Origin of the sequence: Micromonospora sp. DT62, assembly GCF_049847285.1 — a bacterium.
GTDB classification, from domain to species: Bacteria; Actinomycetota; Actinomycetes; order Mycobacteriales; family Micromonosporaceae; genus Micromonospora; species Micromonospora reichwaldensis.
Window position 1 is genome coordinate 40337 of sequence record NZ_JBNCOB010000018.1, and the last position, 21364, is coordinate 61700.

The window sequence follows — 21364 nt, forward strand, 5'->3', positions numbered from 1 at the left end:
TAGTTGGGAAGCCAAAGAAACTGGCGGGACCGCCGGAACCAGCCTGGAGGAGACGCCGATGCCCTACCGACCGCCGTTGGTCCCGTACGAGACCTTCGTGGCCGACCCACCCGACCTGCCGGTGCGCGGCCCCGGCGAGGATGCGGCCGCCGTCGTCGGTCGGGCCGAGGTCGTCGCGACCGACGCGCACGGGGTGACGTTCAAGGCCGCCCTCTCCGACGGCGCGAGCATGGTGGTGCGCGTCGACGCCGCCGGTGAGGGGGTGATCCGGGTACGCCTGTCCGACGATCCGCAGGCCCGCAGCCGCTCCGCACGGGCGCTGTCGCTGGTGCACCCCGGCACCCACCCGGCCACCGTCACCGTCGACGAGGCCCGCGTCCGGATCGACGCCGGCGCCGTGGTCGCCGAGATCCGGCTGGACCCGTGGCACCTGCGCTTCCTCGGCGCGGACCGGCGGCTGCTGCTGGAACAGGACCCGGGCACCCGCGACATCAGCGGCCGGCGGCGCACCCTGCCGTTCGGTCGTTCCACCGTCGACGGCGCGCCCGTCGCCTGGCACGAGAGCTTCGTGGCACCCGGCGACGAACGCTTCGTCGGCTTCGGCGAGAAGTTCACCCCGCTGGACAAGCGGGGCCAGCGGCCGCTGATGTGGAACTTCGACGCCTTCGGCGGCGAGTCGGACCGCTCCCACAAGAACGTGCCGTTCTACCTGTCGGACCGGGGCTACGGGGTGCTGGTCGACAGCGGGCTGCCGGTGCAGTTCGACGTCTGCCAGTCCACCCACAGCAGCATGCAGATCCTGGTCCCCGACGACCTGCTCGACTACTACGTGCTGGCCGGCCCGACCCCGGCGCAGGTGCTCGACCGGCTCGACCAGCTCACCGGCCGGCCGTACCTGCCGCCGAAGTGGGCGTTCGGCGCCTGGGTCTCCTCCGGCTTCTTCCCCGACTCGCAGGAGCGGGTCCTGGAGCGTGCCCGTCTGCTGCGCGAGCGCGGCATCCCCTGCGACGTGCTGCACCTGGACTGCTACTGGCAGGTCGCCGGCCGCTGGTCGGACCTGCAGTGGGACGCCGAGGCGTTCCCCGAGCCGACGCAGATGCTGCGGACCCTCGCGGGGCAGGGCTTCCGGGTCTGCCTCTGGATGAACCCGTACCTGATGACCGGCAGCCCGCTCTACGCCGCGGCGGCCGAGGCCGGCTACTTCCTGCGCCGCGCCGACGGCAGCCCGTACGTCGCCGACGTCTGGCACGGCAGCCATCCGGCGAGCGCCATCGTGGACTTCACGAACCCGGCGGCCGTCGAGTGGTTCACCGGGCTGCTGCGGCCCCTGCTGGAGCAGGGCGTGGCGGTGTTCAAGACCGACTTCGCCGAGGGGGTGCCCGTCGACGCCGTCGCCCACAACGGGATGACCGGCGTCGAGCTGCACAACGTGTACGCGCTGCTGTTCAACGACGTGGTCGCGCAGGTGACCGAGGAGGTGACCGGGCACCGCACGGTGTGGGCGCGCTCGTCGTACCTGGGCGGGCAGCGGCACAGCGCCCAGTGGAGCGGCGACGTCAACGCCACCTGGCCCGGGCTGGCCAGCACCCTGCGCGGCGGGCTGTCGCACGGGCTGTCCGGCGTGCCGTTCTGGAGCCACGACACCGGCGGCTTTCACGGCACCCCGACGCCGCAGCTCTACGTCCGCTGGACCCAGTTCGGCGCGCTGTCGCCGCTGGTCCGTCTGCACGGCACCACCAGCCGGCTGCCGTGGGACTTCCCCGCCGAGACCGAACGCGACGCGGTGGCCGCCCTGCGGCTGCGCTACCGGTTGATGCCGTACCTGTGGTCGGCGGCGGTGCGCTCGGCCGCCGACGGGACGCCGATGATGCGCGCGCTGCTGGTGGACACCCCCGACGACCCGACCGCGTGGACCACGGACCTGCAGTACCGCCTCGGCACCGACCTGCTGGTCGCCCCCGTCACGGACCCGTCCGGGCGGCGCGACGTCTACCTGCCCGTCGGCGACGACTGGGTCGACGCCGCCACCGCCGAGCGGCACCCCGGCGGGCGGCACCTGCGGGTCGCCATGCCGCCGCACCGGCTGCCGCTCTACGTCCGCCACGGCGCGCTCGTGCCGGTGGTCGCGCCGGGCGACACGGTGGGCGACGGGCCGTTCCGCGACGTGACCCTGGTGAGCTGGGGCGGGGTCGACGCCCGCACGGTGCTGCACGACGTCGACGGCGACACGGTCGTGACGGCCGTACGCGACGGCGACGCCCTGCGCGTGGACACCGACGGGCCGCTGCGGGTGACGCACGTCAGCGTCGTCGGCGCGGATCTGCCGGCCCGGCTGCTGCTCAACGGCGAGCCGGTCACCCCGGCGCCCTTCGACGCCTGGTTGCCCGACCCGGCCTGACGTGCCGCGGCGCCCGACCCGTCAGGGGTCGGGCGCCGCTCGGGCCCGGTCAGCCCTTCACCGCGCCGGTGATGACGCCCTTGGTGAAGTGCCGCTGCACGAACGGGTAGACGATCACCGCGGGTATCACGGTCACCACCACCACCGCCATCTTCACCGCCAGCGTCGGCGGGTACGCGGTGACGCCGGGCAGGCTGACCGCCGCCCCGGACACGTTCGGCGACTGCCCGGCGAGGATGTAGCTCTGCAACACCCGCTGGATGGGGAACTTGTCGTTGTCGTCGATGTAGAGCACCGCGTTGAAGTAGGCGTTCCAGTAGCCGACGGCGTAGAAGAGGCCGACGACGGCGATCACCGCCCTGGACAGCGGCAGCACGATGCGCCACAGGATGTGGAACTCCCCGGCGCCGTCGATGCGGGCGCTGTCGAGCAGCTCACCGGGGACGTTCATGAAGAACGCCCGGACCACCACGAGGTTGAACACGCTGATCGCGCTGGGCAGGATCAGCGACCAGATGCTGTCCTTGAGCCCGAGGCCGGTGACCACGAGGTAACTGGGCACCAGACCGGGAAAGATCAGGAAGGTCAGCAGGAAGAAGAAGAGCAGCCCCCGGTGCCCCACCGACCCGGGCCGGGACAGCCCGTACGCGGCGAGAACGGTGAGCACCAGGCTCACGGTCGTGCCGAGGACCGTGACGAGGGTGCTGATCCACACCGCCTGGGTGATCTGCCCGCCGCTGAAGATCGTGACGTACGCCGACGGGTCGAGCTCGCGGGGCACCATCACCATCCCGCCAGCGGCGTCGATCGTGCTGCGCGAGGCGAGGCTGGTCACCAACACCGCCCACAGCGGCACGAGCACGGCCGCCACGAGCAGCGTGAGCACCGTCGCCTTGGCCAGGGTGCCTGCCGCCGTGGGCGGTTCCTCCCAGGCGGGTCGCTGGGACCGCCGCCGCCTGGGCAGCGGATCGGGTGTCGGGCGGGCCGGCGCGGGGCCGACGCCACTGAGCTGTGCGGTCATGATTTCGCGTACACCCCCTGCTCGCCGAGCCGGTGCGCCACCTTGTTGGCGGTGAGGATGAGGATCAGCCCCACCACGGCCTTGAACAGGCCGGCGGCGGCGCCGAGGCCCCACTGCTGGGTGCTGATGGCCTGGTGGTAGACGAACGTGTCCAGCACCTCCGCGGCCTCCCGGCCGACCGCCTCGCGTTGCAGGATGAACTGCTCGAAGCCGACCGACAGCGCGTCGCCGAGCCGCATGATGAGCAGCAGCACGATCACCGGGCGCAGGCCCGGCAGGGTGATGTGCCACAGCCGCCGCCACCGCCCGGCCCCGTCGGCCGCCGCCGCCTCGTACAGGTTGGGGTCGATCGCGGCCAGCGCGGCCAGGAACACGATGGCACCCCAGCCGATGTCCTTCCACACCGACTCGGCGGTGACCAGCACGATGAAGGTGTCCGGGTTGGTCATCACGTCGAACGGCTGCATGCCCGCCTCGCGCATCTCCTGGGCCAGCAGCCCGGCCCCGCCGAGCATCTGCACGAAGAACGTGACCACCAGCACCCAGCTGAAGAAGTGCGGCAGGTAGACCACGCTCTGCACGAAGCCGCGCACCCGCCCGGAGACCAGGCTGTTGAGCAGGATCGCCAACATGATCGGCAGCGGGAAGAAGAAGACGAGCTGGAACGCGGTGATGCTCAGGGTGTTACGGACCGCGTCCCAGAACAGCGGGTCGCCGAAGAGCGCCTCGAAGTTGCCGAAGCCGATCCACTCGCTGTACCAGAACGCCTCGACGGGGTCGTCGCCGACGAACGGGTTGTAGTCCTGGAAGGCGATGACGTTGCCCAGCGTCGGCAGATAGTGGAAGACCAGCAGCAGGGACGCGGCCGGCGCCGTCATGACCAGCAGCGGCCAGTCCCGGCGCAACCGGTCCCGCAGGGTACGCCGGGGCCGCACGGGCAGGGTGCGGCCGGCGGGTGCGGGCTGGCCGGTGGCCGCCGGCGCGTCGACCGAGCCGGCGGTGCCCGGGCCGCTCATCGGCCGTTGTCGGCGAGCGCCTTCTCGTGGAACGCGCGCCCCTCCTCACCTCCGGAGGCGAGGAACTCCTTGCGTACCTGTGCCAGGTCGCTGACGGGGCGGCGGCCCCGCAGGATGTCGCGGATCTTGTCGTCGGTCGGCTGGATGATCTTCGACCAGTTGGCCGGGAGCTCCAGCTTGATGCCGGCGAAGAGGTCCTTCTCCATGAGGGCGATGTTCTTCTGGTAGTAGCCCAGGTAGTCGCGCACGTAGTCGGGGGTGTCCCCGCTGCGCACCTTGACCGGGACCCGGCCGCCGATGTGCGTGTACTGCGCGCCCAGTTCCTTGCGACCCAGCTCGGTGGGGATGGGGCTGCCGTCGGCCGAGCGGGTGAAGTGCTTGCCCTCCACGCCGTACTCGCGCAGCTCGAACTCGCGGCTGCCGAAGGGCGCGGCGCACCAGTTCAGCACCCGCAGCAGCTCGTCGACGCGCTCGGCGCCCAGGCCCTTCTTGAGGAAGGTGTAGAAGATGGGCTTCTCGCTGCCCCAGATGACCGGCTGCGCCCCGGCCACGCCGAAGACCGGCAGCGGCTGCATGTCGAAGCTCGGCAGCTGCTTGACCCGCTCGCCCTGCATGCCCTGCCAGGCGCCGAGGCCGTCCTGGTACATCAGGATCTTGCCGGCCTTGAACAGCTGCTTCTCGTCGGCGCCCTTGCTGGCCACGGTGTCGGGGTGCACGAGCCCGTCGGCGAACAGCTTGGCGGTGAACTCCAGGGCGGCGGCGAAGGCGGGGTTCTCGAACTTGTGCTCCAGGCCGCCGTCGGGCTTCTTGCGCCAGTACTGCTGGCAGCCGAAGAACTGCTGCACCATCTCGAAGACGCTGCCGAAGGCCCACACCCCCTTGGCGGGGTCGGTGACCTTGCGGCCGAACTCGTGCAGTTCCTCGGGTGACGTCGGCGCCGCCAGGCCGGCCTGGGCGAGCAGGTCGGCGCGGTGGAACAGGGCGTACCCGAACGGCCCGTCGGTGGGGAACGGCACGGCGTACAGTCGCCCGCCCCAGACCGAGTACTCCCAGGCGCCGGTGGGCAGCGCGGCCAGGTACGGGTACTTCGCGGCGGCGTCGCCCTTGAGGTGGTCGGTGAGGTCCTCGAACAGCGCCTTGACCGCGTCGGAGAACCGGGCGACCTTGTCGACCTCCCAGTTGGGGGCGCTGAGCAGCTCCGGCACGTCGCGGGCGCCGAGCATCGCGTTGAGCTTGTCGGCGTACGTGGTGCCGTCCTGCAGGCTCGGGTGCACCTCGACGCCCAGCTTGGCGTTGACCGCCGCGAGGTAGGAGTTGCGGCCCGCCGTCGGTGGGGCGGGGCCCCACCACGGGCTCATGGTGCGGATCGGCGGGCCGCCCCGGCCGGGCTGCTCGGTGACGGCGTCGACGAGGCTGCGCGGGTAGCTGAGGTAGCCGTCGGGGATCGGCCCTTCCCCGACGATGTCGGGCTTGAGCAGGTCGGCCGGCTTGTGGGTGGGCAGCACCGCACGGATGGCGTCGGCCTTCGTGGCGCTGCCCTTGCTCCCGGCCTCCTTGCTGCAGCCGGCCAGGGTGGTGCCGCCCATCGTCGCGGCGGCGCCGAGGCCGAGCAGGCGCAGCAGGGACCGGCGGTCGGTGGATGCGCCCGGCAGGGACGGCTTCACGGCGCACTCCCTTCGTCTTCGGTGGCGGTTTCGCGGACCGCGCGTGTTCGGCTAGAATTAGTTGGGGTTCTAGCCGAACAAACTAATCGACGGTGATCCGTCCCACAAGACAGCGGCCCCCGCCACGTACGCGATGATGGGGCGCGCGGCACCACCGGGATCGCGCACCGTCGCCCAGGGAGCGGACAGATCGTGATCAGCAGCCACAGCGAACCGCGGCCGAGCGACCTCGGCGACGTCCGTACGGCCAACCGGGCCGTCGTGCTGCGGCACGTCCGCCGTCACGCCCCCTGCTCCCGGGCCGACATCGCGGCGCACACCGGGCTGAACAAGGCCACCGTGTCCAGCCTGGTCGGCGAGCTGATCGAACGGCGGCTGCTGCGCGAGACCGGGCTGACCGAGAACCGGGTCGGGCGCCCCGCGACCATGCTCGTCCTCGACGGCGCCCCGTACGCGGCCCTGGGCATGCAGATCGCCGCCGACGAACTGGTGGTGGTGGCCGTCGACCTGGCCGGCACCCGGCTGCTCACCTGGCGGCGTGCCTTCGCCGCGCCGACGTCCTCCCCCGCCGAGACGGTCCGCGCGCTGGCGGCCCTGGCCCGGCGGGCGATCACCCGGCTGACCGGGCAGGGCCGCCGCGTGCTCGGCCTGACCGTGGGCGTGCCCGGCCTCGTCGACGCCGACGGCGCCGTTCCCCGGGCCACCGCGCTCGGCTGGCGGGAGGTGACCCTCGCCGCCGACCTGCGGGCCGCACTGCGCGAGCCCGGTCTCACCGTCGACGTCGACACCGACGCCAACCTCGCCGTCCTCGCCGAGCACCGCCACGGCGCGTACGCCGGGGCCGCCCACCTGGTCCACCTGACCGGCGGGGCCTCCGTCGGCGCGGGGATCGTCGCCGGCGGCCGGCTGCTGCGCGGCGGACGGGGATTCGCGGGCGAGATCGGGCACCTGACGCTCGACCCGGCCGGTCCCGCCTGCGGGTGCGGGCGGCGCGGCTGCCTGGTCGCGTACGCCGGGCTGCCGGCGGTGGTCGGCCGCCTGCTGCCCGACACCCAGCAGGACGGGCCGGTCACCGACTTCCTGCCGGAGATCGAACGGATCCAGGCGCTGGCCCGCCAGGGCGACCCCGGCGTCCTGGCCGGACTGGCCGACGCCGGCTGCCGGCTCGGGCACGCCGCTTCCGTCCTGGCCAACCTGCTCAACCCGCAAGCCGTGGTGGTCGGCGGGCACCTCGCGACCCTGGCCCCGTGGCTGCTGCCGGCGGCCCGCACGGAGTTCGCCGCGCGCACCCACGCGCCGGATTCCGGCGGCTGCCTGCTCGACGCCTCCACCCTGGACTCGGCCGCCACCGCGCTCGGTGGCGCCACCGCCTCGCTCGCCGCCGTCGAGTCGGGTCGGCTCCCCGCGGCGTGACCCCCGGGGCCAGCAGGCCTTGACCGGACCGGCGCGGGGTGCCAACCTCGAACCGCCGCCCTGTGGCTCGGGCACCCGGGGCGGCATGTCTCGCGCAGTCGTCGAAGCGCTTCAACGCTTCCGGGCCGGCGGCCGCCACTCCCACCGCGACGCCGCTCACGCCACCGTTCGTCGAAGCGCTTCGACACGGTCGTGACGCGGACCCACGGAAGGCGACCCGACCATGACCGACCACCCCGCCCCCTCCCCGCAAGCCATCGTCGACGACCTGCTGGACCGGCTCACCCTGCCGGAGAAACTCGGCCTGCTGCACCAGTGGCAGGCGCCCGTGCCCCGCCTCGGCCTACCCCCCTTCCGCACCGGCACCGAGGCGCTGCACGGGGTGGCCTGGCTCGGCAAGGCCACCGTCTTCCCGCAGGCGGTCGGGCTCGCCAGCAGCTGGAACCCCGAACTGGTCCGGGCCGTCGGCGCCGCCGTCGGCGACGAGGTACGCGCCAAGCACCACGCCGACCCCGAGCGGGTCGGCCTCAACGTCTGGGCGCCGGTGGTCAACCCGCTACGCGACCCCCGCTGGGGACGCAACGAGGAGGGCTGGTCCGAGGACCCGTGGCTGACCGGCCGGCTCGCCACCGCGTACGCCCAGGGACTGCGCGGCGACCACCCGCAGCGGCTGCGTACGGCGCCGACGGTCAAGCACTTCCTCGCCTACAACAACGAGACCGACCGGGCCACCACCTCCAGCGACCTGTCCCCCCGGGTGCTGCACGAGTACGAGCTGCCCGCCTTCCGCGCCCCCCTCGCTGCCGGCGCGGCCGTCGCCGTGATGGCCTCCTACAACCTGGTCGACGGGGTGCCCGCGCACCTGAGCCCGCTCATCGAGAACGAACTGCGCCGCTGGACGCCCGAGGAACTGCTGATCGTCGGGGACGCCGGCGCGGTGACCAACATCGCCGGGGTGCAGGGCCACCTGCCCGACCACGTCAGCGGCTTCGCCGCCGCCCTGCGCGCCGGGATCGACAGCTTCACCGAGGACGACGCCGACAGCGCCCCGACCGTCGCGCGACTGACCGAGGCGCTGGACCGGGGGCTGATCACCGGGTCCGACGTGGACCGCGCCGTCCGGCGGATCCTCACCGTCCGGGTCCGCCTCGGCGACCTGGACCCGCCGCGCGACGACCCCTTCGCCGGCGTCGCGCCGGACGCCGTCGACCGCCCCGCGCACCGGGACCTGGCCCGCGAGGCCGCCCGCCAGTCGATCGTGCTGCTGCGCAACGACGGGCTGCTCCCGCTGACCGACGCGGGCCTGCGGGTGGCCGTGCTCGGCCCGCTGGCCGACGCCGTTTACGAGGACTGGTACAGCGGCACCCTGCCGTACGCGGTGACCGCGTACCAGGGCCTGGCCGAGCGACTGTCCACGGTCACCACCCACCCCGGCACCGACCGGATCGCGCTGCGCGTCGGCGGGCGCTACGTCGGCTGCCCGGACAGCCCCGACGGCGGCCCGCTGACCGTCGGCGCCGACGCCACCGGGTTCGACGTCTTCGACTGGGGACGCGACGTGGTGGCGCTGCGCGCCGCGGGCAACGGCCGGCACGTCGGAGCCGACGAGGCCGGCGCACTCGCCAACGACCGCCCGGGACCGGGCGGCTGGGTGGTACGCGAGACGTTCCGCTTCCACGACGGCCCCGACGGCACGGTGCTGCTGCACCACCTCGCCACCGACCGGTACGTCGCCGTCGACGCGGACGGGCGGCTGCGCGCCGACGCCCCGACGCCGGGCGACGCGACCCGCTTCACGGTGGAGTTGCTGGCGGACGGGGCCGCCGAGGCCGCCGCCCTGGCCGCCGAAGCCGACGTGGCGGTGGTGGCGCTGGGCAACCACCCGATGGTCAACGGCCGGGAAACCGAGGACCGCGTCGACCTGGCCCTGCCCACGGGCCAGGAGACGCTGCTGCGGGCGGTGCACGCCGCCAACCCGCGCACCGTGCTGGTGGTGACCAGCAGCTACCCGTACGCCGTCGGTTGGGCCGGGACGCACCTGCCGGCGGTGCTCTGGTCGGCGCACGGCGGCCAGGAGCACGGCACCGCGCTGGGCGACGTGCTGCTGGGCGACGCCGAACCCGGCGGCCGGCTCACCCAGACCTGGTACGCCGACGCCGCCGACCTGCCCGACCTGCTCGACTACGACGTGATCGGCTCCGACGCCACCTACCTGTACCACCGGGGCGACCCGCTGTACCCGTTCGGCCACGGCCTCAGCTACACCCGCTTCGAGTACGCCGGCCTGCGGTTGAGCGTCGACGAGGCCACCGCCGGCGAGGAGGTCGAGGTGAGCGTCGAGGTCACCAACGCCGGCGACCGCCCCGGCGAGGAGGTCGTGCAGCTCTACACGCGCCAGCGCCGCTCCCGCGTCAAGCAGCCGCTGCGCCAGCTGCGCGACTTCGCCCGGATCAGCCTCGCGCCGGGGCAGCGGCAGGTGGTGCGGCTGCGGCTGCGTACCGCCGAGCTGAGCTGGTGGGACGAGACCCGGGGCCGACGGGTGGTGGAGGACGCCACCCACACCGTCCTGGTCGGGCGCTCCGCGCGCGACGTGCGGCTGGTCGGCACCCTCGCCGTACGCGGCGACGAGGCGGCCCCCGACGACCGGGCGGCCGTGCCGGCGTCGGGGCGGGCGCGGTGAGCGGGACGCGGGGGCGCCCGTCGCCCGAGCAGCCCACCATCGCCGACGTCGCCCGGCACGCCGGGGTCGCGGTGAGCACCGTGTCGTACGTGCTCAGCGGCAAGCGCGCCATCTCCGAGGTCACCCGCAACCGGGTGCTGGCCAGCATCCGGTCGCTCGGCTACCACCCGCACGCCGGCGCGCGGGCCCTGGCCAGCCGGCGGGCCAACGTGATCGCGCTGGTCCTGCCGCTGCGCGCGGGGATGCAGGTGCCCGTGGTGATGCAGTTCGCCATGGCCGTGGTCACCACCGCCCGCCGCTTCGACCACGACGTGCTGCTGGTCACCTCCGACGAGGGGCCCGCCGGCCTGCGGCGCGTCGCCGCCACCGCCCTGGTCGACGGCGTCCTGGTGATGGACGTGGAGCTGGACGACCCGCGGGTGCCGCTGCTGCGGGCACTGGCCCGACCCAGCGTGCTCATCGGCCTGCCCGCCGACGCCACCGGCCTGACCTGCGTGGACCTGGACTTCCACCGGGCCGGGTGGGCCTGCGTCGCGCACCTGGCCGGGCTGGGGCACCGGCGCGTGGCGCTGCTCGGCGCGCCCGCCGCCGTCTACGACCGGGGCACGGGCTTCGCGCACCGCACCCGCGCCGGCGTGGTCGAGGCCGCCACCGGGCACGGCGTCGACGCGGTGGCGCTGCCCTGCGAGGAGGGTGCGGCGGCCGTCCGCCGTACCCTCACCGACCTGCTGGAACGCCACCCCGACGTGTCGGGGCTGATCGTGCAGAACGAGGCCGCCGTGGACCCGGTGCTGGCCACGCTGCCCGCGCTGGGCCGGCGGGTGCCGCAGGACGTGTCGGTGGTCGCCGTCTGCCCCGACCGCTTCGCCGAGCAGGCCAGCCCGATGCTCACCGCCGTGCCCGTCCCCGCCGAGGAGATCGGCACGCAGGCCGTGTCGCTGCTGATGCGCAAGCTCGACGGCGAGGCGGTGCCGGAGGTCACCCTGCTACCGCCCCGGCTGACGGTACGCGGCAGCACCGCCGTCCCCGCCCCGGCGGCGAGGGCCGGCCGATGACGGCCCGGCCGTCCCCCGCCGCGCACCGCATCGTCGACACCGCCCCCGCCGAGCGCTGGGAGGACGCGTTCCTCTCCGGCAACGGCGAGGCCGGCATCATGGTGTACGGCCGGCCGCACACCGAACGCATCATCGTCAACCACCACCGCTTCGTCCTGCCCAACGGCACCCGCGACGCCCGGCCGCCCGAGCTGGCCGCCCTGCTGCCCCGCATCCGCGAGCTGATCCTCGCCGGCCGGCGCGCCGAGGCCAGCCGGCTGCTCGCCGGCGACGGCGTACTGCGCTGGACGCAGTCGTTCCATCCCGGCTTCGCCCTCACCGTCGACGCCGTGGCGCCCGGCCCCGTCGGCGACTACCGGCGCCGCACCGAGTTCACCACCGGGGAGGTCGTCGTCGAGTGGGCGGGCGGCCGGCGGCGTTCGTTCGTCTCCCGGGCCGACACGCTGGTGGTCACCCACGTCAACGGGGGCCCCTGCGAGGTGGGCGGCACCGGGGACCTGCCGGGCCGGCCGGATTCGGTGCGCTACACCGTCGCCGCGTACCGCCGGAAAGATCTGGTCTTCCTGCGGGTGCGGGGCCGCTACCCCGACGCGGGCGGCGCGTACGGCTTCGAGGGGCTCACCCTGCTGCGCGGCGACGTGGCGGTCCTCGGCGACGACCGGGTGGCGGTACGCGGCCCGGCGCTGCTGACCACGGCGCTCGACCGCCCCGACACGCCGCCGTGGCGCACCGGCGAGCTGGAGGAGCGGCTGGCGGCCCACGCCGGCGACGACTACGAGACGCTGCTGGCCCGGCACGTCGTGCCGCATGGTCGCGCCTACGGGCGGGTGAGCCTGGACCTGCGGGTGCCGGACGCGCAGCGGGAACTGCCGGTGGGCGAGCTGATCGCGGCGCAGGACGCCGACCCGGGCACCCTGCGGCCGGCCCTGCTGGAGCGGCTGTTCCACGCCGGCCGGTACCTGCTGCTCAGCTCCAGCGGTGTCCTGCCGCCCCGGCTGACCGGGCTGTGGCTCGGCTCGTGGGACGCCGCCTGGGCGGGTGACTTCACCACCGACGCCAACCTGAACCTGCAACTGGCCGGCGCGAACGTCGGCGCCCTGCCGGAGGTGACCGCGGCGCATGCCAACCTGGTATGCGGCCAGGTCGACGACTGGCGGCGCAACGCGCGGGCGATCTACGGGGCCCGGGGCCTGCTGGCGCCCAGCCGCACCGACGGCGAGCACGGCCACCTGTTCCACCTGCACGAGGACTGGCCCTTCGCCGCGTGGCTGCCCGGCGCGGACTGGCTGCTGCACCCGCTGCACGAGCAGCACCTGGTCACCGGTGCGCCCCTCGGGGAACTGGCCGGCTGGCTGGCGGAGGTGGCGGACTTCTTCGCGGACCTGCTCACCGTCACCGACGAGGCGGGCACGGTGGTCGTGGTGCCGTCGTACTCGGCGGAGACCGGCCCGCACGACGAGCGGGGGCGGGCGGTGCACGTGGCGGTGAACGCCACGATGGACATCGCCGCCGCCCGGCACGCCCTGCGTACCGCCGCCGAGGTGACCGGCTCGGACCGGTGGGCGGGGCTGCTGGGGCGGCTGCCCGCGTACCGGGTGGACGGGCGCGGGGCGCTGGCCGAGTGGGCGTGGCCCGGCTACCACGGCGACGACGACCACCGCCACGTCAGCCACCTCTACCCGGTGTGGCCGCTCGACGAGATCAACCCGGACGACACCCCCGAGCTGGCGCGGGCCGCGCACCGGGCGCTGACGCTGCGCGGCGACGAGAACCTCTCCGCGCACGGCAGCCTGCACCGGGCGCTGGCCGCCGCCCGGCTGCACGACGGGACGCTGACCGCCGCGAACCTGCTGAAGATCGTCGGCAACGACATGTTCTTCCGGTCCCTGATGAGCGCGCACAACCCGCACCTGGTGACGTACAACGCCGACGCCGCGCACGCCCTGCCGGCGGTGCTGATCGAGTCGCTGGTGCAGTCCCGCCCGGGGCTGCTGCGGCTGCTGCCGGCCGCGCTGCCGGGCCTGGACGCGGGGGTGCTGCGCGGGGTGGCCTGCCGGGGCCGCGTCGGCGTCGAGGAGCTGTCCTGGTCACCCGGGCAGGTCCGGGCCCGCCTGTGCTCCCCCGTCGCGCAGCGGCTGACGGTGCGCAGCCCGTACGGCGAGCGGGACGTGGACCTGGCTGCCGGAACGCCGCTGGAGGTGACCTTCGAGGCGGCGGGGTGAGCGGCGTTCAGAGGGCGTCGGGCCGGCTGAGCGCGGAATGCCGCTCGCCGGGCCCGGCGTGCCAGGTGGGGGCGTCCTCGCGCAGTGTGGTGTCGATGCGCAGCCGCGCCCACTCGTCGAGCTCCGGCAGGTCGCCCGGGTCGAACCAGGCCACCTCGGTGGACTCGTCGTCGTTGATCCGGGCCTCGCCGCCCACGGCCCGGCACCGGAACCACACGTTGAGGTATTCGCAGGTGTCGCCGTTGGGGTAGACGACCCGGTGGGTGGCGACGCCGGCGACCCCGTCGACGCGTACGCGCACGCCGGTCTCCTCGTACACCTCCCGCGCGACGGCGTCGGCGGGCTGCTCGCCGGGGTCGATGAGGCCGGCGGGCACCGACCAGCGGCCGTTGTCGGCGCGCCGGGCAAGCAGCACCCGCCCGTCGTCGTCGCGGACGACGCCGCTCACCCCGGGCAGCAGGAGCAGATCGTGGCCGACGTGGGCGCGCAGCTTGGCGATGTACGGGGAGACGGCCACCCGCCCACGCTAGCCGGTGTCGCGGTGCCGGCGGACCATCCCCGCCGCCAGCGGCGCGGCGTCCAGGTCACCGGCGGCGAGCCGGGCTGAGACGGTACGGCGCACGAGCCGGTCGGCCAGCCTCGGCGCGTGCCGGGCGAGGGCCAGCTCGAGGCGTCCACGCCTGGTGGTGGCCACGTCCCGGGGCGCCCGCCGGGCGGTGGCGGCGTGCAGGATCGCCGCGACCACTCCGTCCACCGTCTCCGGGCGGGATACCCCGTTCAGGGACAGGCCGGCGTCGGCGGTGCTGTCGTGAATCGGCGAGGCGACCATGCTCGGGTAGACGACGCTCACCCCGACGTGGCTGCCCACCTCGTGGCGCAGCGCGTCGGCGTAGGCGACCAGGGCCCGCTTGCTGACCCCGTACGCGGCGGCCAGCGGCAGCGGCAGCAGGGCCATCCGGCTGGCGACGAAGACCACCCGCCCACGGGCGGCCTCCAGGGCGGGCAGCGCGGCGGCGGTGGTGCGCCAGGCGGCGAGCAGGTTCACCTCCAGCTGCTGGCGTACCACCTCGTCGGGTGGCAGCTCGGCCGGGACGGGTCCGCCGACGCCGGCGTTGTTGACCAGCAGGTCCAGCCCGCCGAGGCGGTCCACGGCTGCGGCGACCGTGGGCGCCACGGCGGCCGGGTCGGTCAGGTCGCAGCCGAGCACCGGCACGCCCCCGCCGTCGCCCGGGTCGTGGTCGACGGCGACGGTGCCCGGCTGGCGGTCGATGCCGACGACCTGTGCCCCGGCGGCGGTGAACGCGGCGCACAGGTGCCGGCCGAAGGTGCCGCTGGCCCCGGTGACCAGCACCCGGCGACCCGCCAGCCCGCTCATGCCGTGGCTCCGCTGCCGCGGGCGCGGCGGGTGCCGGCGGCCAGTTCCCGCCTCAGCTCTGCCAGGTACGCGTCGAAGTCCACCCGCATGGCGGGCCGGCGCTGCCCCCACCGGGCGGTGGCGGCGCGCAGCTCGGCTCGGCAGGCGGCGCGCTGCCGCTGCGCCTCGGGCAGCGCGTAGCGGCCGGACAGCTGCGCCGCGACCAGCTTGGCCTGCGCCTCGACCAGCGGGAACGCCGCACCGGTGGACTGCATCAGCCCGACGAACGCCAGCCCGGGCGCGTCGAGGTGGAACACGTGCCGGTACAGCGGCAGGGTGTCCGCCCCGTCGCCGAGCAACGCCGGGTCGAGGAATGGGATCTCCACCCGGTAGCCGGTGCACCAGATCACCAGGTCGACCTCGTCGACGCGGCCGTCGGTGAAGGTGACGCGGTCGCCGTCGAAGCCGGCGATGCCGGGGCGGGGTTCGATCTCGCCGTGGGTCAGCCGGGACAGCAGCCCGTCCGACAGCGTCGGGTGGTCCTGGAGGAAGCCGTGCGCGGGGGCGGGCAGGCCGTAGCGGGTGGGCGCGCCGACGGTGGCGGCGAGCATCCGCTGGGTGATGCGCTGGCGCAGCCGCCACGGCAACCGCCGGGCCAGGGCGCCGTTGAGGGTGTCCGACGGGCGGCCGAGCAGGTGTTTCGGCACCACCCAGACGCCCCTGCGCAGCGACAGCAGGGTGCGCCGGGCCGCGTACGAGGCGTCCACGGCGATGTCCATCGCGGAGTTGCCGCCGCCGACGACCAGGACCCGCCGGCCGGTGAGCTGGTCGGGGCCCCGGTAGGCGTGGCTGTGCAGCTGCTCGGCGGTGCAGTCGCCCGGGTGGGTGGGGGTGGGCGGTTTCGGCACCCGGTTGTGGCCGTTGGCGACGACGACGGCGTCGACGGTGACCTCGACACCGCCGTCGGGTCCGTCGGCGTGCACCGTCCACCGGCCGTCGCCGCCACGCTCCACCCGGTCGACGGTGTGCCGCAGCCGCACCGCGTCGTGCAGCCCGAACCGGTCGGCGTAGTCGCTGAGCCAGCCGGCGACCCGGGCGTGGTCGGGGTAGTCCGGCCAGTGCGCCGGCATGGGGTGGTCGACGAACTCGGTGCGGGCTCTGCTGGTGTTCAGGTGCAGGGTCCGGTACGCGGGCGAGCCGGGCGCCCCGTACACCCAGAGGCCACCGACGCGGTCGGCCGCCTCGAAGCAGACGGCGGGCACGCCGACGTCGGCGAGCGCCTTGAGGGTGGCCAGTCCGGCCGCGCCCGCGCCGATGACCGCCACGGACGGCTGCGCACCCATCGCCGGCTCCTCCCCGTTAATCCAACGTGCGTTGGATAATGGCCCGGTACGGGCCGGCACGTCAAGGCGTGGCCGGCCCGTACAGTCCGTCGAGGAAGCGGTGCACGAAGGCGCGGAACTCCCGCCGCTCACGCGCCTGCGACCCCCCGCCGGCGGCCAGGGCCACCACGTGCCCGTGCACCGCCCACACCAGGCTGCGCACCGTCACGTGCGGCGCCGGCTCGACCAGCGCCCCGGCCGCCGCGGCGGCCGTGAGCAGGTCGGCGACGAGCCGGTACAGCGGCGCCGCGTACCGCTCGTCGAGTTCGGCGTGCCGCTGCGGCTCCAACCAGCGGCGCAGCCACAACGCGGTGGTCTCCGGCCGGTCCTCCAGGAAGTCCACGAACACGTCCACCAGGTCGTGCAGCGCCCGCCGGACCTCGCCCGGCCCGCTGTGCAGGGCCTGCCGGGCGCGCCCGGCCGCCGCCTCGAGCGCCTCCCGCTCGGCGGCGAAGACCCGCGCGAAGCAGGCGTCGTAGAGTTGCGCCTTCGTACCCGTGTGGTGCGAGACCGTGGCGACGTCGACGCCGGCGGCCGCCGCGACCTCCCGCAGCCCGACGGCGTCGAAGCCCCGCCGGGCGAACAGCGCGGTCGCGGCGGTCAGCACCACCTCCCGGGTCGGTCGGGTCTCCTCGCGGCGGGGCCGCCCGGGTCGACGGCGGGGCATGGTCATGGCCGCCATTCTGCCCCTACAATCCAGCATCCGTTGGATTGCGGGCGGCGTGCCCGCCGAGGAGGCCGCCATGACCGGGCTCGACCAGCAGCCGGCCGGTACGGACACCACCACCGCCCTGCCCCGCGGGCCGTTGCTCGGCTTCGCCGCCGGCTCCCTCGGCATGGGCGTCTGGGTGACGGTGCCCGGCCTGCTGCTGCTCTACTTCCTCACCGACGTGCTGGCCGTCGCCCCCTGGCTGGCCGGCCTGGCGCTGCTGCTGCCGAAGATCGCCGACGTGCTGCTGCACCCCTGGATCGGGCACCGCTGCGACGTCGAACAGGCCCGCCGGGGCGACCGGCGTCGGCTGCTGCTGCTCGGCTGCGCCCTGCCGCTGGCCTTCGCCACGCTGTTCGCCGTGCCCGGCGGGTTCACCGGCGCGCCGGCCGCCGCCTGGGTGGCGCTCGCCTTCGTCGCCGGCAACCTGCTCTTCGCCGCCTACCAGGTCCCCTACCTGGCCACCCCCGCCGACCTGCGGATCGGCTACCACGAGCGCACCCGGCTGATGGCCTTCCGGATGGTGGTCCTGACCCTCGGCATCCTCGTCTCCGGGCTGCTGGCACCCCTGCTGGCCGGCGGCGAGGACGCCACCCGGGCCGGCTACCAGCGGATGGGAGTGCTGCTGGCCGTCGGGATGCTGGCCGCCATGCTGGTCGGCGTGGCCGGCATCGCCCGGCTGCGCCGGGCCGCCGCCGCGACGCCCGCACCGCACGGCGGCGGCTGGCGGGCGCTGGTCGTGGCGCTGCGCGACCGGCAGTTCCGTTGGCTGGTCGCCGCGTACCTGGCCATGTCCACCACCACCCACCTGGTCCTGGCCGCGGTGCCCTACTACGCCGAGTACGAGCTGGGCCGCCCCGCCCTGACCACCGTGCTGGTGGCCGCGTTCGTCGCCCCGGCGCTGCTGGTCACCCCGGCCTGGCTGGCGGTGGCCCGCCGAGTCGGCAAGCAGCGGGCGCTGCTGGGCGCCCAGGGCGCCTTCGCGGCCGGCTCGCTGGTCCTCGCCGTCGGCCGTCCCGCCGGGCTGCCCCTGCTGGTGGCCGCCGTCGCGGTGCTCGGAGTCGCCTTCGCCGGCATGCAACTGCTGCCGTTCTCGATGGTGCCCGACGTCATCCGCGCGGGCGGCGGCGCCGCCGGCACCTACACCGGGGTCTGGACGGCCACCGAGGCCACCGGCGCGGCGCTGGGCCCGTGGGCGTACTCACTGTGCCTGGCCGCGGGCGGGTTCGTCGCCTCCACCGCCGGCGAGGGCGTCACGCAGCCCGACGGCGCGCTGACGGCGATCCGCTGGGGCTTCGGGCTGCTGCCCGCGGCGGCGATGCTCGTCGCGCTGCTGCTGCAACGGCGCTACACCCTGGACCGCACGGCCCGCACGGCCGCCTGAGCAGCCGGACCTCGCCGCCCCACCGGTCCGCCGCCGGGCCCCGCACCCGCCCCCGTCGCGCGTCGGCCGGGCCGGAGTCGCACCCGCTGGGGGCGGCGGGGCGCACCGCCGGTGGCCACCGGGCCCGGCAGTAGACTCCGCCCTCGATGGACGCCGAGCCCACCCCCGCCGAGACCCGCCCCTGCGCCCACTGCGGACGTCAGGTGCCGCAGCGCGTCGGCGCCGGCCGGCCGTTCCGCTACTGCCGCGACAACGACGGCGCCTGCCAGCGGGCCTCGCGCAACAGCCGGATGCGGCACCGCAACGCCCCCGGCCTGCCCGGTCAGGTGGCCCGCACCTGGGAGGCGGTCGACCGGCTGGAGCAGGTCGCGGAGACCCTCGCCGACGCCCTGCACGCCGAGCTGTCCCCGGTCGGGGTGGAACGCCAGCTCGCGCAGGCCCGCGCCGACGCGGCGACCCAGGTCGCGGCGGCCCAGACCGAACGCGACGAGGCCCGCCGCGACGCCGAGGACGCCGCCGCGGCCGCCGTCCGGGCCCGCGAGGAGGCCCGGTCCGCCGCCGCCGAACGCGACGCCGCCCACGACGAGGCCCGGCGCGCCGCCGAGCGGGCCACGGCCGCCGTCGAACGCGCCGACCGGGCGGAGGCCGCCCGCGACGACGCCCGCCAGCAGGCCAGCGCCGCCGAGGCCCTGCGCACCCAGGCCGAACGCGACCGCGACACGGCCCGCCACGAGCTGCGTGCGCTACGCGTCGAGATCGACGCCGAACGCCGCCGCGGCACCGAACTCACCGGCGAACGCGACGCCGCCCGCGCCGACGCCGACCGGGCGACCCGCGCCGCCACCGAGGCCCTCGACCGCGCGCAGCGCCTGCACGCCGAGGCCGAGCAGGCCCGCGAGCGCGCCGGGCAGGCCCGCGCCGAGGCCGACGCCGCCCGCGCGGCCGCCGCCGAAGCCGACACGGCCCGGCAACGCGCCGAAGCCGCGCACCGGGACGCCGAGACCGCCCGGCGGCGCGCCGAGGCCACCGCCGAGCAGGCCCGCACGGAACTGGCCGCACTCACCGGCCGGCACGACACGCTGCGCGCCGACCTGGCCGCCGCACGCGAGGCCGCGAGCGCCGCCGAGGGCCGCGCCGCCGAGTTGACCGTACGGCTGCGCGCCGCCGAGACCGACCGCGACGAGGCGCAGCGGCGGGCGGCCCAGCTCGCCGAGCAGGTCAGCCACCTCGCCGCCGCCCTGGCCCACCTGGGCCCCCGCGCGACTGGCTGAGCGATCTCCGGTCACCCGCCGGCGGTGGCGGCGTAGCGGCGGGCCAGCCGGGCGAAGGCGTCCCTGAGCTCGGCCGGGCCGACGACCTCGATGTCGACGTCGAAACGGCCGATCGAGGCGGCCAGCCCCACCCACGACCACGAACCCAGGACGAGCCGGCAGCGGTGCGGACCGAGTTCCTCCACGAGCGCGTCGTGCAGGTACCCGGACACCACGGCGGCCGGCAGGTCGAGGATCACCTCCCCGCGGCAGGGCCACCCGTCGGCGCCCCCGGAGCCCTGGAAGCGGCTGGTCACGAAGGCCGCCACGTCACCCCCGGGCAGCTCACGTGGGGTGAACCGGGGCCCGGTGGGGGTACGCGGGCTGATCCGGTCGGCGCGAAAGGTGCGCCAGTCCCCGCGGTCGAGGTCCCACGCCACCAGGTACCAGCGTCCGCCCCACGTGACGAGGTGGTGCGGCTGCACCCGGCGCGGCGCGGGCAACCCACCGTCGCCGTCAGCCTCCGGTGCGGTCACGGGGGTGTAGTCGAAGCGCAGCACCTCGCGGGCGTGCACGGCGGCGCCGAGCGCCATGAGCACGCCGCTGTCGGCCTGCCGGCCCGCCCGCGTCGGGGACCGCTCGACGGCGGTGACCTGGAGGATGTCGATGCGGTGGCGCAGCCGGGCGGGCATGACCTGCCGGACCGTGTGCAGTGCGCGCGCCGCGGCCTCCTCGATGCCGGCGCCGGCGGTGGTGGCGCTCTGCAACGCGATGGCCAGGGCCACGGCCTGCTCGTCGTCGAACAGCAGCGGCGGCAGCTGCGCACCGGCGGCGAGGCGGTAGCCACCATCGGGTCCCTTGACGGCCGCGATGGGATAGCCGAGCTCGCGCAGCCGCTCGACGTCACGCCGTACGGTGCGCGCGCTCACGTCCAGCCGCGCGGCCAACAGCCCTCCCGGCCAGTCCCGGCGTGCCTGCAGCAGCGACAGCAACGCCAGCAGGCGCGCGGAAGTTTTCGGCATTCCCCCATGGTGCTCGCAGAAGCGGACACATCCTGTCCGCTTCGGCTGCGAACGTGGTCCACGTGCCCACCGATGACGACACGAAGGACCCGAACGCCGTGACCGACACCGCCACGCCCCCGTCGACCCTCGACCCCGAGCGGGCCGACCTGCTCGCCGCGCTCTCGACCGCCCGATCCGCCCTCACCGGCACCGTCCGCGGCCTCACCGACGAGCAGCTCGGCCAGCGCCCGACGGCCAGCACGCTGTGCCTGGGCGGGCTGGTCAAGCACGTCGCGGCCATGGAGCAGTCGTGGCTGCGCTTCGTGGTCGAGGGCCCCGCGGCCATGTCCTTCGCCCTGCCCGACGGGGTCACCTGGGCCGACATCACGGCCGGCACGGCCCGCGAGGTGCCGCAGTGGCTCGTCGAGCACGAGGCCGCCTTCCGGATGCTGCCCGGCGAGACCCTGGACGGGATCCTCGACCACTACGCGCAGGTCGCCGCCCGCACCGAGGAGACCGTCGCCGCCGTCGCCGACCTGTCGGCGACCCACCCGCTGCCGCCGGCGCCGTGGCACGACGTGACGGCGGTGCTCAGCGTACGTGGGGTGTTGATGCACGTCATCGCCGAGACCGCCCAGCACGCCGGGCACGCCGACATCCTGCGCGAGAGCCTCGACGGGCAGCGGACCACCTGAGCGCCCGGCGGGTCCCGGCCCCCGGGCCGGGGCCCCCCCCCCCCCCCCCCCGGCCCCCCCGAAACCCCGGGGCCACGGGGCCCCCAGGACCGTAAACACACCCCCGGCCGCCAACCC

General features: G+C 75.2%; 16 protein-coding genes. 8 read left to right on the plus strand and 8 right to left on the minus strand.

Features of this window, described 5'->3' with window-relative positions; translation table 11 throughout:
- The first annotated feature begins 58 nt into the window (after nucleotides 1-58).
- On the plus strand, nucleotides 59-2398 hold the full coding sequence (locus ACPXCB_RS22290) for a TIM-barrel domain-containing protein (protein WP_425877502.1): 2340 nt from the start codon (nucleotides 59-61) through the stop codon (nucleotides 2396-2398).
- 49 nt (nucleotides 2399-2447) lie between these two features.
- Here the strand turns inward: ACPXCB_RS22290 and ACPXCB_RS22295 are convergent, their stop codons facing one another.
- The 3 genes from ACPXCB_RS22295 to ACPXCB_RS22305 are packed head-to-tail and all read right to left on the minus strand — an operon-like array spanning nucleotide 2448 to nucleotide 6099.
- Nucleotides 2448-3419 carry a carbohydrate ABC transporter permease gene (locus tag ACPXCB_RS22295; protein WP_425877503.1) on the minus strand — a complete coding sequence of 324 codons (972 nt, stop codon included), beginning with the start codon at nucleotides 3417-3419 and terminating at the stop codon, nucleotides 2448-2450.
- Nucleotides 3416-4435 (minus strand): ABC transporter permease, encoded by a 1020-nt coding sequence (locus ACPXCB_RS22300; RefSeq protein ID WP_425877504.1) that lies wholly within the window; start codon nucleotides 4433-4435, stop codon nucleotides 3416-3418. Before ACPXCB_RS22300 ends, ACPXCB_RS22295 begins: the two co-directional genes overlap by 4 nt.
- Nucleotides 4432-6099, minus strand: coding sequence for an extracellular solute-binding protein (locus ACPXCB_RS22305; protein WP_425877505.1), 1668 nt, complete (start codon nucleotides 6097-6099; stop codon nucleotides 4432-4434). Before ACPXCB_RS22305 ends, ACPXCB_RS22300 begins: the two co-directional genes overlap by 4 nt.
- A gap of 192 nt (nucleotides 6100-6291) precedes the next feature.
- Here ACPXCB_RS22305 and ACPXCB_RS22310 point away from each other — a divergent pair, with 192 nt between their 5' ends.
- The 4 genes from ACPXCB_RS22310 (at nucleotide 6292) to ACPXCB_RS22325 (ending at nucleotide 13469) form a co-directional block, all read left to right on the plus strand.
- The gene (locus ACPXCB_RS22310; RefSeq protein WP_425877506.1) at nucleotides 6292-7512 is read left to right on the plus strand and encodes an ROK family transcriptional regulator; all 1221 of its coding nucleotides are present in this window, start codon (nucleotides 6292-6294) and stop codon (nucleotides 7510-7512) included.
- A gap of 223 nt (nucleotides 7513-7735) precedes the next feature.
- Nucleotides 7736-10192, plus strand: a complete 2457-nt coding sequence (locus ACPXCB_RS22315) for a glycoside hydrolase family 3 C-terminal domain-containing protein (protein ID WP_425877507.1) — start codon at nucleotides 7736-7738, stop codon at nucleotides 10190-10192.
- Nucleotides 10189-11247 carry a LacI family DNA-binding transcriptional regulator gene (locus ACPXCB_RS22320; protein WP_425877508.1) on the plus strand — a complete coding sequence of 353 codons (1059 nt, stop codon included), beginning with the start codon at nucleotides 10189-10191 and terminating at the stop codon, nucleotides 11245-11247. The genes ACPXCB_RS22315 and ACPXCB_RS22320 overlap by 4 nt, the downstream gene beginning before the upstream one ends.
- Nucleotides 11244-13469, plus strand: a complete 2226-nt coding sequence (locus ACPXCB_RS22325; RefSeq protein ID WP_425877509.1) for a glycosyl hydrolase family 95 catalytic domain-containing protein — start codon at nucleotides 11244-11246, stop codon at nucleotides 13467-13469. The genes ACPXCB_RS22320 and ACPXCB_RS22325 overlap by 4 nt, the downstream gene beginning before the upstream one ends.
- Nucleotides 13470-13476: 7 nt before the next feature.
- Here ACPXCB_RS22325 and ACPXCB_RS22330 read toward each other — a convergent pair whose 3' ends face one another.
- The 4 genes from ACPXCB_RS22330 to ACPXCB_RS22345 form a co-directional block, all read right to left on the minus strand.
- Nucleotides 13477-13986, minus strand: a complete 510-nt coding sequence (locus ACPXCB_RS22330; RefSeq protein ID WP_425877510.1) for an NUDIX hydrolase — start codon at nucleotides 13984-13986, stop codon at nucleotides 13477-13479.
- A gap of 9 nt (nucleotides 13987-13995) precedes the next feature.
- A complete protein-coding gene (locus tag ACPXCB_RS22335; protein WP_425877511.1) occupies nucleotides 13996-14844 on the minus strand; it encodes an SDR family NAD(P)-dependent oxidoreductase in 849 nt (282 codons plus the stop codon).
- On the minus strand, nucleotides 14841-16166 hold the full coding sequence (locus tag ACPXCB_RS22340) for a flavin-containing monooxygenase (RefSeq protein ID WP_425877512.1): 1326 nt from the start codon (nucleotides 16164-16166) through the stop codon (nucleotides 14841-14843). Before ACPXCB_RS22340 ends, ACPXCB_RS22335 begins: the two co-directional genes overlap by 4 nt.
- 61 nt (nucleotides 16167-16227) lie before the next feature.
- Nucleotides 16228-16878: a TetR/AcrR family transcriptional regulator gene (locus tag ACPXCB_RS22345; protein ID WP_225852478.1), complete on the minus strand. Its 651-nt coding sequence runs from the start codon at nucleotides 16876-16878 to the stop codon at nucleotides 16228-16230.
- Nucleotides 16879-16948: 70 nt separating this feature from the next.
- Here ACPXCB_RS22345 and ACPXCB_RS22350 point away from each other — a divergent pair, with 70 nt between their 5' ends.
- The gene (locus ACPXCB_RS22350) at nucleotides 16949-18298 is read left to right on the plus strand and encodes an MFS transporter (protein WP_425877513.1); all 1350 of its coding nucleotides are present in this window, start codon (nucleotides 16949-16951) and stop codon (nucleotides 18296-18298) included.
- Between the two features lie 146 nt (nucleotides 18299-18444).
- Nucleotides 18445-19569 carry a hypothetical protein gene (locus tag ACPXCB_RS22355; protein WP_425877514.1) on the plus strand — a complete coding sequence of 375 codons (1125 nt, stop codon included), beginning with the start codon at nucleotides 18445-18447 and terminating at the stop codon, nucleotides 19567-19569.
- A gap of 11 nt (nucleotides 19570-19580) precedes the next feature.
- On the opposite strand, the gene ACPXCB_RS22360 is transcribed toward ACPXCB_RS22355, so the two are convergent.
- The gene (locus tag ACPXCB_RS22360; RefSeq protein ID WP_425877515.1) at nucleotides 19581-20570 is read right to left on the minus strand and encodes a helix-turn-helix transcriptional regulator; all 990 of its coding nucleotides are present in this window, start codon (nucleotides 20568-20570) and stop codon (nucleotides 19581-19583) included.
- 62 nt (nucleotides 20571-20632) lie between these two features.
- Here ACPXCB_RS22360 and ACPXCB_RS22365 point away from each other — a divergent pair, with 62 nt between their 5' ends.
- Nucleotides 20633-21247 (plus strand): DinB family protein, encoded by a 615-nt coding sequence (locus ACPXCB_RS22365; RefSeq protein WP_425877516.1) that lies wholly within the window; start codon nucleotides 20633-20635, stop codon nucleotides 21245-21247.
- Nucleotides 21248-21364: the final 117 nt, after the last annotated feature.

What these genes read in the sequence shown, in the direction of transcription:
- ACPXCB_RS22290 (WP_425877502.1), top strand. Translation starts at nt 59, where the DNA reads ATGCCCTACCGACCGCCGTTGGTCCCGTACGAGACCTTCGTGGCCGAC.
- ACPXCB_RS22295 (WP_425877503.1), bottom strand. Translation starts at nt 3,419, where the DNA reads ATGACCGCACAGCTCAGTGGCGTCGGCCCCGCGCCGGCCCGCCCGACA.
- ACPXCB_RS22300 (WP_425877504.1), bottom strand. Translation starts at nt 4,435, where the DNA reads ATGAGCGGCCCGGGCACCGCCGGCTCGGTCGACGCGCCGGCGGCCACC.
- ACPXCB_RS22315 (WP_425877507.1), top strand. Translation starts at nt 7,736, where the DNA reads ATGACCGACCACCCCGCCCCCTCCCCGCAAGCCATCGTCGACGACCTG.
- ACPXCB_RS22325 (WP_425877509.1), top strand. Translation starts at nt 11,244, where the DNA reads ATGACGGCCCGGCCGTCCCCCGCCGCGCACCGCATCGTCGACACCGCC.
- ACPXCB_RS22335 (WP_425877511.1), bottom strand. Translation starts at nt 14,844, where the DNA reads ATGAGCGGGCTGGCGGGTCGCCGGGTGCTGGTCACCGGGGCCAGCGGC.
- ACPXCB_RS22340 (WP_425877512.1), bottom strand. Translation starts at nt 16,166, where the DNA reads ATGGGTGCGCAGCCGTCCGTGGCGGTCATCGGCGCGGGCGCGGCCGGA.
- ACPXCB_RS22345 (WP_225852478.1), bottom strand. Translation starts at nt 16,878, where the DNA reads ATGACCATGCCCCGCCGTCGACCCGGGCGGCCCCGCCGCGAGGAGACC.
- ACPXCB_RS22350 (WP_425877513.1), top strand. Translation starts at nt 16,949, where the DNA reads ATGACCGGGCTCGACCAGCAGCCGGCCGGTACGGACACCACCACCGCC.
- ACPXCB_RS22355 (WP_425877514.1), top strand. Translation starts at nt 18,445, where the DNA reads ATGGACGCCGAGCCCACCCCCGCCGAGACCCGCCCCTGCGCCCACTGC.
- ACPXCB_RS22360 (WP_425877515.1), bottom strand. Translation starts at nt 20,570, where the DNA reads ATGCCGAAAACTTCCGCGCGCCTGCTGGCGTTGCTGTCGCTGCTGCAG.